A 15,113-nucleotide genomic window follows, 5' to 3' on the forward strand; every position below is an offset into this window, starting at 1 on the left:
ATCAGTCCTCGACCACCCAGGTGTCTTTGGTGCCGCCGCCCTGGGACGAATTGACCACCAGCGACCCTTCACGCAGCGCGACACGGGTCAAACCGCCGGGTACCACACGGGTTTCCTTGCCGGACAACACGAACGGGCGCAGGTCGATATGGCGCGGCGCAATGCCGTTTTCGACAAAGGTCGGGCAGGTGGATAAACACAGGGTTGGCTGTGCGATATAGGCGTGGGGCTTGGCCTTGATACGCGCGCGGAAGGCTTCGATTTCCGCGGCCGTGGACGCTGGGCCCACCAGCATGCCGTAGCCGCCGGAGCCCTGGGTTTCCTTCACCACCAGGTCCGGCAGGTTGGCCAGCACGTGGGACAATTCGTCGGGCTTACGGCACTGGAAGGTGGGAACGTTCTGCAGGATCGGTTCTTCGTCCAGGTAAAAACGGATCATCTCGGTGACGAAGGGGTACACCGACTTGTCATCCGCCACCCCGGTGCCGATGGCATTGGCCAGCACCACATTGCCCGAGCGATACGCCGCCAGCAGGCCGGGCACGCCGAGCATGGAGTCGGGGTTGAAGGCCAGCGGGTCGAGGAATGCGTCGTCGAGGCGACGGTAGATCACGTCCACGGCTTTGGGGCCGTCGGTGGTGCGCATGAACACACGGTCATCGCGCACGAACAGGTCGGCGCCTTCCACCAACTCCACACCCATTTCCCGGGCTAAAAATGCATGCTCGAAAAACGCGCTGTTGAAGCGCCCCGGGGTCAGCACCACGACGCTGGGATTATCCAGGGGGCTGGCGCTTTTCAGGGTATCGAGCAGCAGGTTGGGGTAATGATCGATCGGCGCGATGCGCTGGGCCGCGAACAGCTCGGGGAACAGGCGCATCATCATCTTGCGGTCTTCGAGCATGTAGCTCACGCCGCTGGGTGTACGCAGGTTGTCTTCCAGCACGTAGTAGGTGCCGTCGCCGTCGCGTACGAGGTCGACTCCGGAGATGTGGGAATACAGGTCGCGGTGCAGGTTCAGCCCCTGCATTGCCAACTGGTATTGCTCGTTGGCCAGTACCTGTTCGGCGGGAATGATCCCGGCCTTGATGATGCGTTGTTCGTGATAGAGGTCGGCGAGAAACATGTTCAGCGCCTTGACCCGCTGGATGCAGCCACGCTCGACCATCCGCCATTCGCTGGCGGGAATGCTGCGGGGGATGGTGTCGAACGGAATCAGGCGCTCGGTGCCCTGCTCGTCGCCGTAAAGCGTGAAGGTGATCCCGGCGCGGTGAAACAGCAAATCGGCTTCGCGCCGGCGCTGGGCCAGCAGTTCAGCGGGGGTGTCGGCCAACCAGCGGGCGAACTCGCGGTAGTGAGGGCGAACCTGCCCTGCCCCATCGTACATTTCGTCGTAATAAGTGCGGATCATGCCGTACTCCTTGTCACCCGGACGCAAGAACCATCGCAAGGCCCGTGCCAGCGGCATAAACACTTAAAAATCAGTGAGTTGAATATAAGCAAAGACCTGATCGCACCGTCCTGGTGCGCGGAATCCCCACTGCACTGCCGCACGCTTCATGGCAATGCAGGCTTTGGCTATCAACAGCATAGTCAGAGTTGATTTCACTGCCCGTGCCAGCCTGCGGATAATTCTCCCCATCCGCTGAACAGGACACGTCCTACAGCCTTACCCATCCCGCACTCGGTACCTTGAAGCTCGTGTACTGACCGGCTCCTTCGGTCTTCCCTTTCAGCCACCCTTTTCGGGTGGCTTTTTTTTGTGCGGGAAAGGGCAACGGTAGTTCCGGAAATTTTCACACAGCACATACAAAATCGGCCGACCCCAGGGTCAGCCGATACGCTGTGTTGCTCATACAATGGCGCTACATGGGTAACCCACGCACCTCCTGCTTGACGCCCCAACCTTCGATGATTCCGCCCAGCGGCTCGACCACCGCTTCAAAGTCCTGCTCGAAGTCTCCTATGCCATCGTAGGTTGCAAACATGATCTTGCTCAGTTCCAGGTACCAGGCGCCATCGTCGCGCGCACTGACCTGGGCATTCAGGGACTCACCACGAAATTCACCCGCAGCCCTGCGCGCCCGTTCCTCATCCGGGAAAATGGCGTAGAACTCAATGGGGTGGAACCGTGAAAAGTCGAAGCCGCCTTCTTTCATGCGGCGCAGAACGTTGGTGCTGATGTCTTCTTGATAGGCTGTGCTCATGAAACGTCCTCCTCAAACCGATGGATAGACTTTCCGTGCTTCCCAAAGCCCGCGCGCTGACGGCGCGGGTACCACGGCAACAACATCACCACGGGAAAACAAGCATGTAGCTGACAAGACCAGACCTTAGCGATTCATTCGCTGATCTCACTTGCAGAGTAGCGCGAAGCTATCACCTCCACCAGAGGTGCTTGAATGGCATACAGGAAATGTTCAGGCGGCGGGAGAGATGTCGAGGATTTGAATACTGTTCTGGTCTTTGAGGATCTTGACCGTTGGCTCGGGCTTGCGGCCCTCAAGGTCGTTGAGGTCCAGTTCGGCGGCCACGGGCACCAGCTTGTTGCGGATCATGTGTGCCGCATCTTCGAGGCTGGGCTTGTGCTCGCAGGTGAACTGCTCCACGGACTGTACGCCGTGATCATCAACGAAGGTAATCTGCCACTTTTGCATCGGTGCCTCCTCGATAAAACCCATGTGTGGGCTTACATCTATCTGGACCTTGAGGGCTCGGCAAACGTTCCACTCAAGTCAGGAAGCACCGGATCAAGCACAGTTATTTTTCAGCGTGTTCCTTCAAGGCTTTCAGGGTGTTGAACGGCGCTTCCACCACGAACTTGTTGGCCAGCCACGACGGCACGCTGCCGCCTGGCTCGGTGTGTACCTGGTAGGTGACTTCGGTCTCATTGGCGCCTTTAGGGACCAGTTTCCAGAAGCCCTCGACCTGAGCGACACGCACGTAGCCTTTTTCTTCGGGCTTGTAGGTCGGCACGCCCTGCAGCTTGCGGGTTACGCTGCCGTCGGCGTCCTTGGTGGTGGTGACATGGATATATGAATCACGATCGGTCACCGGGAAAGGCGCCTTGAACTGGGTGTAGGTCCAGGCCTCATCGCCTTTCTTGTCCACCAGCTTCTGGGATTTGCACTCATGAATCCACGAGCAGGCACCGGCCACATCTTCCTGCAGGGCCTGGATCCTGGCGACAGGCGCCTTGATCACGGTCACACCGCGATACGCCTTGTATTTGGAGCCGGCGACTTCGCTCAGGGACACCTTGATACCGTCTTCATCCTTGGCAACCTGCCAATCCTCAGCCTGGGCAGTGGCAGCAAATACCAGGGTAAAACCGCACAGCACAGCCATTCGTTTCAGCGAACCCATTGTTGTATTCCTTATTGTTGAAGTTCCGATAGTAAAGCCCCTCAAGCCGCCGTCATCTGCTCCCACCAGCCGATCAACCGGATCGCATCGGCCTGGTCGGTGCCGCAGACATCGATATCCGCCTTGAAATCACTGCACACCGCCGGGCGCTCCGGCTGGCCGAACAGTTGGCACAGCTGTTCGACCGACAGGTGCAGGCAGCGTTCGCCCGCCGGTTTGCCATTGGGCATCCCGGGTAACGGCGAACTGATGGAGGGGGCGATGCAGCAGGCGCCACAGCCTTCACGGCAATTCATGACCAGCAGGTCCTCGACGACTCAATAGGGACGGCCGGGCTAGGGTACGCCCTTAAACAGTCGTTTTAAAATGGGTTAACAGGGGTTTTTCGCACAAAACAAAAGTGACCGACCAGTCTGCGACAAATGGTCGACGGCCTGCGTCACTTTGTAGGAAAAAGTTTACTGTTTGAACTCGAATTCCAACGCGGCACCTTCCACTTCACGGCGCTCTTCGTTGCGCAGTTGCAGCTTCATCTCATTGCTGAGCAAACGGCCGTTGATCTGGAACGCACTGTTGTCGGTGGGCTTTTCACCGAACATCGGCGGCAACAACGGCACGCTCTTGGGCTTGGGCACGGTCCCCAGGGGCTGCAGATGCCTGACCATGTCCGAAGGCAGGGACAAATCCAACTGTGCCGGTGGCAGTTTGGTCTGTGCCACTTCCTGGGCTGACTTGGATTTTTTCGCCGTCGACGCACGTTTTTTCGCCGTGGCGGTTGGTTTTTTCGCGACGGGGGCTTGCTTGGCGGGGGAAGGTTTTTTTGCCGGGGCATCCTGCCGGGTATTGGCAGCGGGCTTGTTTTCAGCCACGGGTGCCGCCGCCAGCGCTGTGCCGACGTTACACAGGCTTAACAGGCCAATCACCAAAGCAGCGCGAACAATCGAGGTCATATTGCCTACAGCATTAACGGCAGAGGGCCATATGCTCGCTTGTTGTGCGCGGCATGACAAGCGCGGTCATCAGCCAGCTATCGGCGCTGCGCCTTTTCGGCGCCTCAAAAGCCGGCTGCGGTTTCCTGGCATAGCTGGCTGGCCAGCATCCCCAGGGTCATCAGCGCACGCTCTGCTTCGCGGTTCCACGGTGTGCCGCAGTTAAGGCGAATACAGTGGTTGAACTGCTCGGTATTGCTGAAGATCAAGCCCGGCGCAATGCTGATGCCCTGTTGCAGGGCGCGCACGTGCAGTTCCTGGGTATTGACCCGCCCTGGCAAACTGACCCACAAGATAAAGCCGCCCGTCGGACGAGTCATCTGGGTGCCTTCCGGGAAATACTGCTGCACCGCCAGTTGGAAGGCGCTGAGATTCTTGCGGTATTCCTGGCGGATGTAACGCAGGTGCCGGTCGTAGCCGCCGTTCTCCAGATACGCTGCCACGCCCATCTGGGTGACGCTGCAGGCCGAGTGGGTGCTGAACATTTGCAGGCGCTGGATTTCCTGCTGGTACTTGCCGGCGATCATCCAGCCGATGCGCACACCCGGCGACAAGGTCTTGGAAAAGCTCGAGCAATAAATGACCCGGTCCAGGCGATCATAGGCCTTGAGGGCCTTGGTGCGGCCGAGTTCGAACATCAGTTCGCCGTAAATATCGTCTTCGACAATCTGGATGTCGAAATCCGAGGCCAGGCGCAGCAACTGTTTCTGCCGTTCCTCGGGCATGGTGCCGCCCAGGGGGTTGCTCAGGCGCGTGGTCAACACCAGGGCCTTGATCGACCATTGGTTGGCGGCCAGTTGCAGGGCTTCCAGGCTCATGCCGGTGGACGGGTCGCTGGGGATCTCGATGACCTTGAGGCCCAACAGGTCGGCCAGTTGCAGCAAGCCGTAATAGGTCGGCGATTCAGCCGCGATCAAGTCGCCGGGGCGTGTCAGCACCCGTAGCGACATCTGCAAGGCGTCAACACAGCCGTGGGTGATCACCACTTCGGAGGGGTCCACCACCACGCCGGCGTCACGCATGCGAATCGCCACCTGGCGACGCAGCGGCTCGAAACCGGGGCTGAACATGTAGCTGAAGGCGCGTGGGCTCTGGAAGCGCGTGACCTTGGCCAATTGCTGGTGCAGCGCCCGTACCGGCAGATAGTCGACGCTCGGCACGGCGGCGCCCAGGGGAAATACACCTTCGCGGCGCGACTCGCCCAATACCTGCTGGATAATGCTGCTGCGGGTGACCAACCCCGGGCGCTCGACCCGCGCGATGTCCGGCGTGGGCGCCGTGAGTGCTGGTGTCTGGTGCACGTAGTAACCGGACTGCGGCCGTGCCCGGATCAGCCCCTGGTCTTCCAGGTTGGCGTAGGCCTGCAATACCGTAGCGTGGCTGACATTGAGCTGGGAGCTCATCTTGCGCACCGAGGGCACGCGCTCGCCAGGTTGATAGACACCGCGACGGATGTCCTCAGCCAGTTGCTGGGCGATACGTTGGTAAAGCAACAGATTGGTCATGACGCAGCACTCGATTTCACGGGTATTTTATTTTTGTGTGAAACATACCAGCACAGTTTAGAAGTGTACGGGGACAGTTGCCACAATAGTCGAGCGCGCGCGGGAGTGACAGTAAAAACTGTAAGGTGAGTGGAGAGAATATTCAGATGTATACAGAACAATGTGGGAGGGGGCTTGCTCCCGATGACGGAGTGTCAGTCGCCGAAAATAGTGACTGATCCACCGCTATCGGGGGCAAGCCCCCTCCCACCCTTTTGATTTGCGCAAGGCTTCAGCGAGCGGCGCCCAACTGGCCCTTCTCGTCGGAGAACACTATTTCCACGCGACGGTTCTGCGCGCGGCCACGCTCGGAGGCGTTGGCTTCCACCGGGTACTGGTCGCCGTAGCCTTCAACCTGGATGCGCTTCTCATCGATCCCCAGGTCCACCAGCACATCGGCCACCGACTGCGCACGATCACGGGACAGTTTGAGGTTTTCCTGCTGACCACCGGTATTGTCGGCGTACCCCTCGATGCGCACCACACGCTTGGGGTTCAGTTGCAGGAACTGCACGATTTTCAACACCGTGCGGTTGGCCGAATTTTTCAACTCCGCTTCGCCGGTATCGAACAGCACGTCGCCCAGGGTCATCACCAGGCCGCGATCGGTCTGGGTGGTGGTCAGGCTGGCGATCTGTTCTTCGAGCCATTTACCCTGCTGCTGCACGCTGATCAGCTTGCTTTCGCGCAGGGCCAATTGCAGGCGCTGGCGTTCCAGTTCGAGCTTGGCGGCACGCTCTTCGTTAAGTGTCTGCTCGGTGTGTTCGCGGGCGATGGCACTGTAGCGCTGGCTCAGGTAGGCGTAATGCACCACGTCGGCACCGCTGCCCCAGTAGCTGGACAAACGGTCGGCCCGCGCCAGGGATTCGCCGGCGCGGATCACGTCCTTGGGTGCGATACGCAGCACGTTGGCGTCTTCCTTGACCTTCTGGAAGTCGCTGCCCGCCTGTTGCAAGGCCTGTTCGCCATTGGGGTGGCTGGCACAACCGCCCAGTGCCGCACTGCCCAGCAGCACCGCACAGCCCAGACCACGGATCATCGGGTTCATTGGGCTTCTCCCAGCTGCAATTGCTTGCGCAGGCGCGTGATGCGGGTGTTGAGCACGTTCAGTTGTTCCTGGCTCTTGCGGGTCAGTACCTGGGCTTCGGCCAGGCGCGCGTCCAGCTCGGCCTGTTCGGCCTGCATGCGCGCGTCCTTGTAGGATTGCTCGGCCATGTCGGCCTTGGCCTGGGCGAATTTGTCCTCGGCCAGTTTCAGTTCGGGTGATTCATCGGCGCTGGCGCCCACGGCGTTGGCTTGTTCCAGGGCTTGCTGGGTGAGGCGAATTTGTTCATTCGGCGCAGGATCGGCCGCACATCCCGCCAGAGCGACAACGGCGAGGGCCGCGAAAAAAGGTCGAAGAGTCACTGAAAATCCCTACTTTGTTGGGGTGCCGACGGGTTGTTGCAATTGCGCTTTCCAACGCTCCAGATTGCGCTGCAGCGCGGCTTCCGTCACACCAGACCCGGGCAATTCTGTCATCTTTTTGGCCAGCTGTCCGCGCAGCCACGGATCATTGCAGGCCGAGTTGTGGGAAATCGCCAGGTACAGGCCGGGCTGATCGACGGGCACGTCGCGGGCGACCAGGTCATTGCTCATCCCTAACGTCTGGGCCATGGCCATGCCGGAGTAACGCCCGGCCAGCACGTAGTCCACTTCCCCCAGCAGCAGTTTCTGGAAGGCCGGGGTCAACGTGGGCAGGCGTTGCAGGGTCAGTTGCTGGCCGGCGAAGGTTTCAAAGTCGCGGCTCAAGCGTGCTCGCTCCGACACTGCACCCTTGTGGCCATGCAGGTCGGCCGCCGTGGTATAGGCCAGCGCCGAATCCTTGCGGGTCCAGACCAGATAATCGAGCTGTACCAGCGCCGGGTGGATGTAGTCGAGGGTTTCCAGCTCGCCAAGGTTCAGCGGTGCATCGGCGAGGATGTCCATGCGCCCGCTGCGCACTTCGTCCAGGGCCAGGGAACGCTTGCCGCCGTAGAGCAGGTCGATTTTCAACCCAAGCTCCTTGGCTACCTGTTGCAAGACATCGGCGGTGGCGCCGATCAGGTGCGTCGGGTCTTGGGGATCGCGCCACAGCAGCGGCGGTGCGTCCGGGCTGCCGGTGATCACCAGGCGGTCACATTTGCCGGCTGCCTGGGTCAGGCTCGGCAGCAGCGTAAGTCCCAGCAGTACGGCCCAGGGGCGCAGTTCCATGGCGGTTTCTCCGGCGTTCAAAAAAGCCCGGGCCAAAAAAAGCCCGGTCACTAGACCGGGCTCTTTATAAGTGAAGCGGCTGGATTAGACCAGCTTCTCCAACTCAGGTACGGCTTCGAACAAGTCCGCCACCAGGCCGTAATCGGCCACCTGGAAGATCGGTGCTTCTTCGTCCTTGTTGATCGCGACGATCACCTTGGAGTCTTTCATGCCGGCCAAGTGCTGGATCGCGCCGGAGATACCGACAGCGATGTACAGCTGTGGCGCAACGATCTTGCCGGTCTGGCCGACCTGCATGTCGTTGGGTACGAAGCCTGCGTCGACGGCCGCGCGGGAGGCGCCGACCGCAGCGCCGAGCTTGTCGGCCAGGGCGTACAGGTGCTTGAAGTTGTCACCGTTCTGCATGCCGCGGCCGCCGGAAACGACGATCTTGGCAGCGGTCAGCTCAGGACGGTCCGACTTGGCCAGCTCTTCGCCGACAAAGCTGGAGGTGCCAGCGTCGTGGGCAGCAGCAACGGCTTCAACGGCAGCCGAGCCACCTTCAGCGGCAACCGGATCGAAACCGGTGGCACGCACGGTGATGACTTTGACGGCAGCGGTCGATTGCACGGTGGCAATCGCGTTACCGGCATAGATCGGGCGCTTGAAGGTGTCGGCGCTTTCTACCGAGATGATCTCGGAGATCTGGTCAACGTCCAGCTGCGCGGCAACGCGTGGCAGGATGTTTTTGCCGTTGGAAGTGGCGGCAGCCAGGATGTGGCTGTAGCCAGCGCCCAGCTCTGCTACCAGAGGGGCGACGTTTTCCGGCAGTTGGTGAGCGTAAGCGGCATTGTCGGCCAGCAGTACTTTGCTCACGCCAGCCACTTTGGCTGCAGCCTCAGCCACGGCGCCAGCGCCTTGACCGGCGACCAGTACGTGGATGTCGCCACCGATTTTAGCGGCAGCAGCAACAGTGTTCAGGGTGGCCGGGGCCAGCACCTTGTTGTCGTGTTCAGCGATTACCAAGATAGTCATTTTTAGATTACCTTCGCTTCGTTTTTCAGTTTCTCGACCAGTTCAGCCACCGACTTGACCTTGATGCCCGCGCTGCGTGCAGCCGGCGCTTCGACTTTGACGGTCTTGTTGGTGGAGGCGGTGGAAACGCCCAAAGCATCCGGAGTCAGCACTTCGAGAGGCTTCTTCTTGGCTTTCATGATGTTTGGCAGGGACGCGTAGCGCGGCTCGTTCAAACGCAGGTCGGTGGTGACGATGGCCGGCAGTTTCAGGGAAACCGTCTGCGCGCCGCCGTCGATTTCACGGGTCACGGCAACGTTGTCGCCGCTCACTTCGACTTTGGAAGCGAAGGTGCCCTGGCCGTAACCGGTCAGTGCAGCCAGCATCTGGCCAGTCTGGTTGTTGTCGCTGTCGATCGCCTGTTTGCCGAGGATCACCAGCTGAGGCTGTTCCTTGTCGACAACGGCCTTGAGCAACTTGGCCACGGCCAGGGAGGTCAGCTCTTCAGCGGACTCGACCAGGATAGCGCGGTCGGCACCCAGTGCCAGGGCGGTACGCAACTGCTCTTGAGCAGTGGTCGGGCCGATGGAAACCACAACGATTTCAGTCGCCACGCCTTTCTCTTTCAGGCGTACGGCTTCTTCCACGGCGATTTCACAGAAAGGGTTCATCGACATCTTGACGTTAGCAAGGTCGACGCCGGAATTGTCCGCCTTGACGCGAACTTTCACGTTGTAATCGACAACGCGTTTGACAGCTACAAGAACCTTCATGGATTCCTCGTTACTCTCCGGTGAAAAGAAAGTCGCCTAGGCGAACCTGGCGGTTGATGCTCATCGGCACACAAGGGCACCTCCAAAAACGGCGGCGAATGACCTTGCTCACGGGAAGTGATGACCGTTCGTCAGTGGTGACTGGGAGGTCATTCTTTATCGCGGCGTGTAAACTGCGCGCCATCAATTAAACGCGCGTCACCTGTTTTGCCTTTGCCGTGCTTTTGGACGTGCTCTTGAAACCTACAGTCTGCCTACGGTCTGTGCAAAACCGACCGTATATTGACCGGAACGCCTATTCTGGTCAATACGGCAAAATGGCCAGTCATAAGCCGCGTTGCTTTGATTTACCTAGCCTGCGGGCAATTCAAACAAACGTTTGTATTGGACGCTGACAGTGGTCTATATATAATGCGCCACCTAGAGAGACAGGTGGGTCATCCCCTGCCGTTGCGCACGGCGATGACGGACACGACACTGAACCTCCACCCATTAGAAAAAAAGCCTGTTGAGCCTTGAGTAGGAGATAGCCTGTGGAACGCGAATACATGGAATTCGACGTGGTCATCGTCGGCGCTGGCCCGGCGGGCCTGTCTGCCGCCTGCCGACTGAAGCAGAAGGCCGCCGAAGCCGGTAAGGAAATCAGCGTCTGCGTGGTCGAGAAAGGCTCCGAAGTGGGCGCACACATCCTCTCCGGTGCCGTGTTCGAGCCCCGCGCCCTGAACGAACTGTTCCCGGACTGGAAGGAACTCGGCGCCCCGCTCAACACCCCCGTGGTGCGCGATGACATCTATGTGCTGCGCAGCGCCGACACCTCCACCAAGGTGCCTGACTTCTTCGTGCCCAAGACCATGCACAACGAAGGCAACTACATCATCTCCCTGGGCAACCTGTGCCGCTGGCTGGCCCAGCAGGCCGAGAACCTGGGCGTGGAAGTCTACCCAGGCTTCGCCGCCCAGGAAGCACTGTTCGATGAAAACGGCGTGGTGCGCGGGATCATCACCGGCGACCTGGGCGTCGACCGTGAAGGCCAGCCAAAGGAAGGCGTCTATACCCCCGGCATGGAACTGCGCGGCAAGTACACGCTGTTCGCCGAAGGCTGCCGTGGGCATATCGGCAAGCAGTTGATCCAGCGTTTCAACCTGGACAGCGACGCCGACGCCCAGCACTACGGCATCGGCCTCAAGGAAATCTGGGAAATCGACCCGGCCAAGCACCAGCCAGGCCTGGTGGTGCACACCGCCGGTTGGCCGCTGGACATCATGAGCAACGAGAACACCGGTGGCTCGTTCCTCTATCACCTGGAAAACAACCAGGTGGTGGTTGGCCTGATCGTCGACCTGTCCTACAGCAACACCTTCCTGTCGCCCTTCGATGAGTTCCAGCGCCTCAAGCACCACCCGGTGCTGGCCCAGTACCTGGAAGGCGGCAAGCGCATCAGCTACGGCGCACGCGCCCTGGCCAAGGGAGGTATCAACTCGTTGCCGAAGATGGTCTTCAAGGGCGGCGCGCTCATCGGCTGCGACCTGGGCACCATGAACGTGGCCAAGATCAAGGGCAGCCACACTGCGATGAAGTCCGGCATGCTCGCTGCCGATGCCGTGGCCGAACGCCTGCTGGCCGAATCCGAAGGCGGCGATGAGCTGACCAACTATGTCGACAGCTTCAAGGCAAGCTGGCTCTACGAAGAACTGTTCGCCAGCCGCAACTTCGGCCCGGCGATGCACAAGTTCGGCCCGATCATCGGCGCCGGCTTCAACTGGTTCGACCAGAACATCCTCGGCGGCAAGATGCCGTTCACCCTGCACGACACCAAGCCGGACTACGCCTGCCTGAAGCTGGCCAAGGACAGCAAGAAGATCGACTACCCGAAACCCGACGGCAAGTTGAGCTTCGACAAGTTGAGCTCGGTGTTCATCTCCGGTACCAACCACGAAGAAGAGCAGCCGTGCCACTTGAAGTTGAAAGACCCAAGCATCCCGATCGGCACCAACCTGCCGCTCTACGATGAACCGGCGCAGCGTTACTGCCCGGCCGGCGTGTATGAAGTGATCACCCAGGAAGACGGCGAGAAGCGCTTCCAGATCAACGCCCAGAACTGCGTGCACTGCAAGACCTGTGACATCAAGGACCCTTCGCAGAACATCACGTGGGTCACACCGGAAGGTGCGGGCGGGCCGACTTACCCGAATATGTAAGCCAAGCGAGGCTCCCGAATGGGAGCCTTTTTTATGCAGTCAAACTCGGACAACTGTGGGAGGGGGCTTGCCTGAAATGACTAGGCAGCCCGCTCTTCGCCAGGGTTGCGCTCGAAGTAGCGCTTGTACTCGCGACTGAACTGCGACGTACTCTGGTACCCCACGCTATGCGCCGCCTGCGCCACGCCCATGCCCTCCACCAGCAGCAACTGCTGAGCCTTGAGCAAGCGCAAACGCTTCAAGTACTGCACCGGCGACAGCAGCGTGCAACGCTTGAAATGCTCGTGAAACGTCGACGCACTCATATGCGCGTACCCCGCCAACGTCTCGATATTCAGCGGCTCGGCGTAATGGGCATGCAGGTGATTCAACGACGTGGCGATCCGCGAAAACTGCCCCTGCTGTTCCACCAAGGCGCGCAGCACATCGGCCTGGGGGCCGCGCAAGGCGGTGAACAATAATTCCCGCACCCGCGCCGGGCCCATGATCCGGCTTTCCAGTGGATCGTGCAGGCACTGCAGCAGCCGCTCCACGCAGCCGCGCATGGCGTCATCCAGGACCACCGAACTCATCGACTCCAGGGTTTGCGCGGTCGGCGGCGGACCGGCCTGCATGCCCATGGCCATCACCAACTCACCCAGCACCACGCGGTCGATGCCCACGGTCACCCCCAGCAGCGGCGCACCGGGCGCCATGGCGAATGTCTCGCACTCGAACGGCACCGGCATCGCCTGGATCAAGTAGTGCCCGGCGCCATACTCCAGCGTACGCGGGCCCAGGTAGGCGACCTTGCTGCCTTGGGCGACGAACATCAGGCTCGGCTCGTAGATCTGCGGACCGCGTGCCACGTCGCAACTGGCGCGCAGTACTTGCACACCCGGCAGGTGGGTCGGGGAGAAACCGTCGCGGGACGTCAGCCCCTCGATCAGGGCAACCAGCGTGGCGTTAGCATCAACATGGCGGGTCAACAGCATGGCAAAAAACTTCGCGAATAAGGGATGAGAGCATCATCGCAGGTCTGGCCGCAGATGAATCCAAACAGGGGGCACTCCCGGACGAATAGGCATGAGACTCGGAGCAATCGCCATGGCCGCATCAGGGGGTGACGCGGAAAATGGCCCGCCTCATCTGTCCCTGCTTTTGCGAGGTTTTCGCCATGTATACCGCCATCGGTTACGCCGCCCAGTCGGCCACCACTCCCCTCGCCCCCATGTCGTTTGAACGCCGCAGCCCGCGCGCCGATGACGTGGCCATCGAGATTCTCTACTGCGGCGTGTGCCATTCCGACATCCACCAGGCGCGCAACGAATGGGGCATCGCCGTGTACCCGCTGATGCCGGGCCACGAGATCGTCGGCAAGGTCACCGCCGTCGGCGCCCGCGTGACCGCGCATAAAGTCGGTGACCTGGTCGGTGTCGGCTGCATGGTCGATTCGTGCCGCCACTGCGAAGCGTGCAAATCGGACCTGGAGCAATATTGCCTCGAAGGCCCGACCATGACCTACGCCACACCGGACCGCGTCGACGGCAGCAACACCATGGGCGGTTACTCCGACAGCATCGTGGTCAGCGAGCACTTCGTGGTGAAGATCCCGGCCAAGCTCGACCTGGCCAGCGCCGCGCCGATCCTGTGCGCAGGCATCACCACCTATTCGCCGCTCAAGCACTACGGCGTCAAGGCTGGCGACAAGGTCGGGGTTCTCGGCATGGGTGGCCTGGGCCACATGGGCATCAAGTTCGCCAAGGCCATGGGCGCGGAAGTGACACTGTTCACCCGCTCGGCGAGCAAGGCTGAAGAAGGTCGTCGCCAGGGTGCCGACCATGTGATCGTGTCCACCGATGCCGAACAGATGCAAGCCGCCGCCGGCAGCTTTGACTTCCTGCTCGACACCATCCCGGTGCAGCACGACCTGAACCCCTACCTCGACGTATTACGCTTTGATGGCGTGCACATCCTGGTTGGCCTGATCGAGCCCGTGGACCCACCGGTCAACGCCGCCAAACTGGTATTGGGGCGTAAAGTGCTGGCCGGTTCGCTGATCGGTGGCATTGCCGAAACCCAGGAAGTCCTGGATTTCTGCGCCGAGCATGGCATCACCTGCGACATCGAAATGCTCGACATCCGCCAGATCAACGAGGCCTACACCCGCATGATCGCCGGTGATGTGAAGTACCGCTTTGTCATCGACATGGCGACTTTGAAGGCCTGATCAGGCCTTCGCACCCAACTCCGCTGACAGCCGTGCTGCGACCTGCTTGATCACAGGGATCAGCTCGGCCATTTTCTCCAGCGGCATGTAGGGCACGGTACTGGCGATGCTGATGCCGGCGACGATTCGCCGGCTGGCATCGCGCACCGGTGCCGCCACGCAACGGATCGACGGTTCGTTGTCTTCCAGGTCGAAGGCATACCCGCCCACCACATACTCACGCATGCGCTGCTCGAACTGCGCCCAGGACTGTTCTGGATGCTGCGGCCATTGCAGGTTTTTCCCACCCGCCGGCAGGCTGGTCTCGTACAAGCGCTGCCACTCTTGCACCGAGTCATCCAGCAGCATCGCCTTGCCCACGCCCGTGCGCGCCAACGGCATGCGATGGCCGACCCGCGAGCGCATTTCCGGACCGTTGCGGCCAGGGTTCTTGTGCAGGTAAAGCACATCGTCGTATTCGCGAATGGCCAGGTGGATGGTGTCGCCGGTCAATGCCGACAGCTCATCCAGGTACGGCACCGCCAGGGTCACCAGCGGCAGCTCTTCGCGGGCCTGAAACCCCAGCTCGATCAACTTCGGCCCCAACAGGTAGCCGACTTGCGGCACCACGCGCAGGTAACGCTCTTCCACCAGGCAACTGGCCAGGCGGTGGGTGGTGCTGCGGGTGGTGCCGATGCGCCTGGCGATCTCTTTCAGATCCCGCGCTCCGGCCGCCACCGCCTGCACGACGCCCAGGCCACGCAGCAGGGTCTGGGTGCCGGTGGGGGCTGCGTCTTTGACGGGGGTGTGGGCGTTTTCCTGCATATCGG

At 60.8% G+C, this 15,113-nt stretch carries 16 protein-coding genes; 2 read left to right on the forward strand and 14 right to left on the reverse strand.

Annotated features, from left to right (window positions below; all coding sequences use genetic code 11):
* Position 1: 1 nt before the first annotated feature.
* The 12 genes from J1N02_RS06130 to J1N02_RS06185 all read right to left on the reverse strand — a co-directional run bounded on the left by J1N02_RS06130 (position 2) and on the right by J1N02_RS06185 (position 9,897).
* Positions 2-1,411 carry a circularly permuted type 2 ATP-grasp protein gene (locus tag J1N02_RS06130; protein ID WP_027603639.1) on the reverse strand — a complete coding sequence of 470 codons (1,410 nt, stop codon included), beginning with the start codon at positions 1,409-1,411 and terminating at the stop codon, positions 2-4.
* A 454-nt stretch (positions 1,412-1,865) separates the two neighbouring features.
* Complete coding sequence (locus tag J1N02_RS06135) at positions 1,866-2,207, reverse strand: ribonuclease E inhibitor RraB (RefSeq protein WP_015885395.1); 342 nt, start codon at positions 2,205-2,207, stop codon at positions 1,866-1,868.
* Positions 2,208-2,420: 213 nt separating this feature from the next.
* Positions 2,421-2,657 carry a hypothetical protein gene (locus tag J1N02_RS06140; RefSeq protein ID WP_027603638.1) on the reverse strand — a complete coding sequence of 79 codons (237 nt, stop codon included), beginning with the start codon at positions 2,655-2,657 and terminating at the stop codon, positions 2,421-2,423.
* A gap of 103 nt (positions 2,658-2,760) precedes the next feature.
* Positions 2,761-3,366 carry an START domain-containing protein gene (locus tag J1N02_RS06145; RefSeq protein WP_027603637.1) on the reverse strand — a complete coding sequence of 202 codons (606 nt, stop codon included), beginning with the start codon at positions 3,364-3,366 and terminating at the stop codon, positions 2,761-2,763.
* Between the two features lie 41 nt (positions 3,367-3,407).
* The gene (locus J1N02_RS06150; RefSeq protein ID WP_017527406.1) at positions 3,408-3,662 is read right to left on the reverse strand and encodes a YkgJ family cysteine cluster protein; all 255 of its coding nucleotides are present in this window, start codon (positions 3,660-3,662) and stop codon (positions 3,408-3,410) included.
* Between the two features lie 162 nt (positions 3,663-3,824).
* Positions 3,825-4,316: a hypothetical protein gene (locus J1N02_RS06155; protein WP_027603636.1), complete on the reverse strand. Its 492-nt coding sequence runs from the start codon at positions 4,314-4,316 to the stop codon at positions 3,825-3,827.
* Positions 4,317-4,420: 104 nt separating this feature from the next.
* Entirely contained in the window at positions 4,421-5,860 is a 1,440-nt protein-coding gene (locus J1N02_RS06160; RefSeq protein WP_017527404.1) for a PLP-dependent aminotransferase family protein, read from the reverse strand.
* Between the two features lie 271 nt (positions 5,861-6,131).
* Entirely contained in the window at positions 6,132-6,947 is an 816-nt protein-coding gene (locus J1N02_RS06165) for an OmpA family protein (RefSeq protein WP_027603635.1), read from the reverse strand.
* Positions 6,944-7,306: a DUF4398 domain-containing protein gene (locus tag J1N02_RS06170; RefSeq protein WP_027603634.1), complete on the reverse strand. Its 363-nt coding sequence runs from the start codon at positions 7,304-7,306 to the stop codon at positions 6,944-6,946. The genes J1N02_RS06165 and J1N02_RS06170 overlap by 4 nt, the downstream gene beginning before the upstream one ends.
* Before the next feature lie 9 nt (positions 7,307-7,315).
* On the reverse strand, positions 7,316-8,131 hold the full coding sequence (locus J1N02_RS06175) for a substrate-binding periplasmic protein (protein WP_027603633.1): 816 nt from the start codon (positions 8,129-8,131) through the stop codon (positions 7,316-7,318).
* Between the two features lie 84 nt (positions 8,132-8,215).
* On the reverse strand, positions 8,216-9,145 hold the full coding sequence (locus J1N02_RS06180; protein WP_098478899.1) for an electron transfer flavoprotein subunit alpha/FixB family protein: 930 nt from the start codon (positions 9,143-9,145) through the stop codon (positions 8,216-8,218).
* 2 nt (positions 9,146-9,147) lie between these two features.
* Positions 9,148-9,897, reverse strand: a complete 750-nt coding sequence (locus tag J1N02_RS06185) for an electron transfer flavoprotein subunit beta/FixA family protein (protein WP_065924817.1) — start codon at positions 9,895-9,897, stop codon at positions 9,148-9,150.
* A 533-nt stretch (positions 9,898-10,430) separates the two neighbouring features.
* On the opposite strand from J1N02_RS06185, the gene J1N02_RS06190 reads away from it, so the two are divergent.
* Complete coding sequence (locus J1N02_RS06190) at positions 10,431-12,095, forward strand: electron transfer flavoprotein-ubiquinone oxidoreductase (protein WP_027603630.1); 1,665 nt, start codon at positions 10,431-10,433, stop codon at positions 12,093-12,095.
* 80 nt (positions 12,096-12,175) lie between these two features.
* Here J1N02_RS06190 and J1N02_RS06195 read toward each other — a convergent pair whose 3' ends face one another.
* Complete coding sequence (locus J1N02_RS06195) at positions 12,176-13,069, reverse strand: AraC family transcriptional regulator (protein ID WP_027603629.1); 894 nt, start codon at positions 13,067-13,069, stop codon at positions 12,176-12,178.
* A gap of 182 nt (positions 13,070-13,251) precedes the next feature.
* Here J1N02_RS06195 and J1N02_RS06200 point away from each other — a divergent pair, with 182 nt between their 5' ends.
* Positions 13,252-14,304, forward strand: coding sequence for an NAD(P)-dependent alcohol dehydrogenase (locus tag J1N02_RS06200; RefSeq protein ID WP_098478898.1), 1,053 nt, complete (start codon positions 13,252-13,254; stop codon positions 14,302-14,304).
* On the opposite strand, the gene J1N02_RS06205 is transcribed toward J1N02_RS06200, so the two are convergent.
* Positions 14,305-15,108, reverse strand: a complete 804-nt coding sequence (locus tag J1N02_RS06205; protein WP_027603627.1) for an IclR family transcriptional regulator — start codon at positions 15,106-15,108, stop codon at positions 14,305-14,307. It abuts the gene before it with no gap.
* Positions 15,109-15,113: the final 5 nt, after the last annotated feature.

The organism is Pseudomonas sp. NFX5 (assembly GCF_049132125.1).
GTDB lineage: Bacteria > Pseudomonadota > Gammaproteobacteria > Pseudomonadales > Pseudomonadaceae > Aquipseudomonas > Aquipseudomonas marginalis.

Excerpts from the sequence above, each read along its gene's own strand:
- J1N02_RS06135 (WP_015885395.1), bottom strand. The coding sequence starts at position 2,207 with ATGAGCACAGCCTATCAAGAAGACATCAGCACCAACGTTCTGCGCCGC.
- J1N02_RS06185 (WP_065924817.1), bottom strand. The coding sequence starts at position 9,897 with ATGAAGGTTCTTGTAGCTGTCAAACGCGTTGTCGATTACAACGTGAAA.
- J1N02_RS06145 (WP_027603637.1), bottom strand. The coding sequence starts at position 3,366 with ATGGGTTCGCTGAAACGAATGGCTGTGCTGTGCGGTTTTACCCTGGTA.
- J1N02_RS06175 (WP_027603633.1), bottom strand. The coding sequence starts at position 8,131 with ATGGAACTGCGCCCCTGGGCCGTACTGCTGGGACTTACGCTGCTGCCG.
- J1N02_RS06195 (WP_027603629.1), bottom strand. The coding sequence starts at position 13,069 with ATGCTGTTGACCCGCCATGTTGATGCTAACGCCACGCTGGTTGCCCTG.
- J1N02_RS06140 (WP_027603638.1), bottom strand. The coding sequence starts at position 2,657 with ATGCAAAAGTGGCAGATTACCTTCGTTGATGATCACGGCGTACAGTCC.
- J1N02_RS06130 (WP_027603639.1), bottom strand. The coding sequence starts at position 1,411 with ATGATCCGCACTTATTACGACGAAATGTACGATGGGGCAGGGCAGGTT.
- J1N02_RS06165 (WP_027603635.1), bottom strand. The coding sequence starts at position 6,947 with ATGAACCCGATGATCCGTGGTCTGGGCTGTGCGGTGCTGCTGGGCAGT.
- J1N02_RS06160 (WP_017527404.1), bottom strand. The coding sequence starts at position 5,860 with ATGACCAATCTGTTGCTTTACCAACGTATCGCCCAGCAACTGGCTGAG.
- J1N02_RS06150 (WP_017527406.1), bottom strand. The coding sequence starts at position 3,662 with ATGAATTGCCGTGAAGGCTGTGGCGCCTGCTGCATCGCCCCCTCCATC.
- J1N02_RS06155 (WP_027603636.1), bottom strand. The coding sequence starts at position 4,316 with ATGACCTCGATTGTTCGCGCTGCTTTGGTGATTGGCCTGTTAAGCCTG.
- J1N02_RS06205 (WP_027603627.1), bottom strand. The coding sequence starts at position 15,108 with ATGCAGGAAAACGCCCACACCCCCGTCAAAGACGCAGCCCCCACCGGC.
- J1N02_RS06200 (WP_098478898.1), top strand. The coding sequence starts at position 13,252 with ATGTATACCGCCATCGGTTACGCCGCCCAGTCGGCCACCACTCCCCTC.
- J1N02_RS06180 (WP_098478899.1), bottom strand. The coding sequence starts at position 9,145 with ATGACTATCTTGGTAATCGCTGAACACGACAACAAGGTGCTGGCCCCG.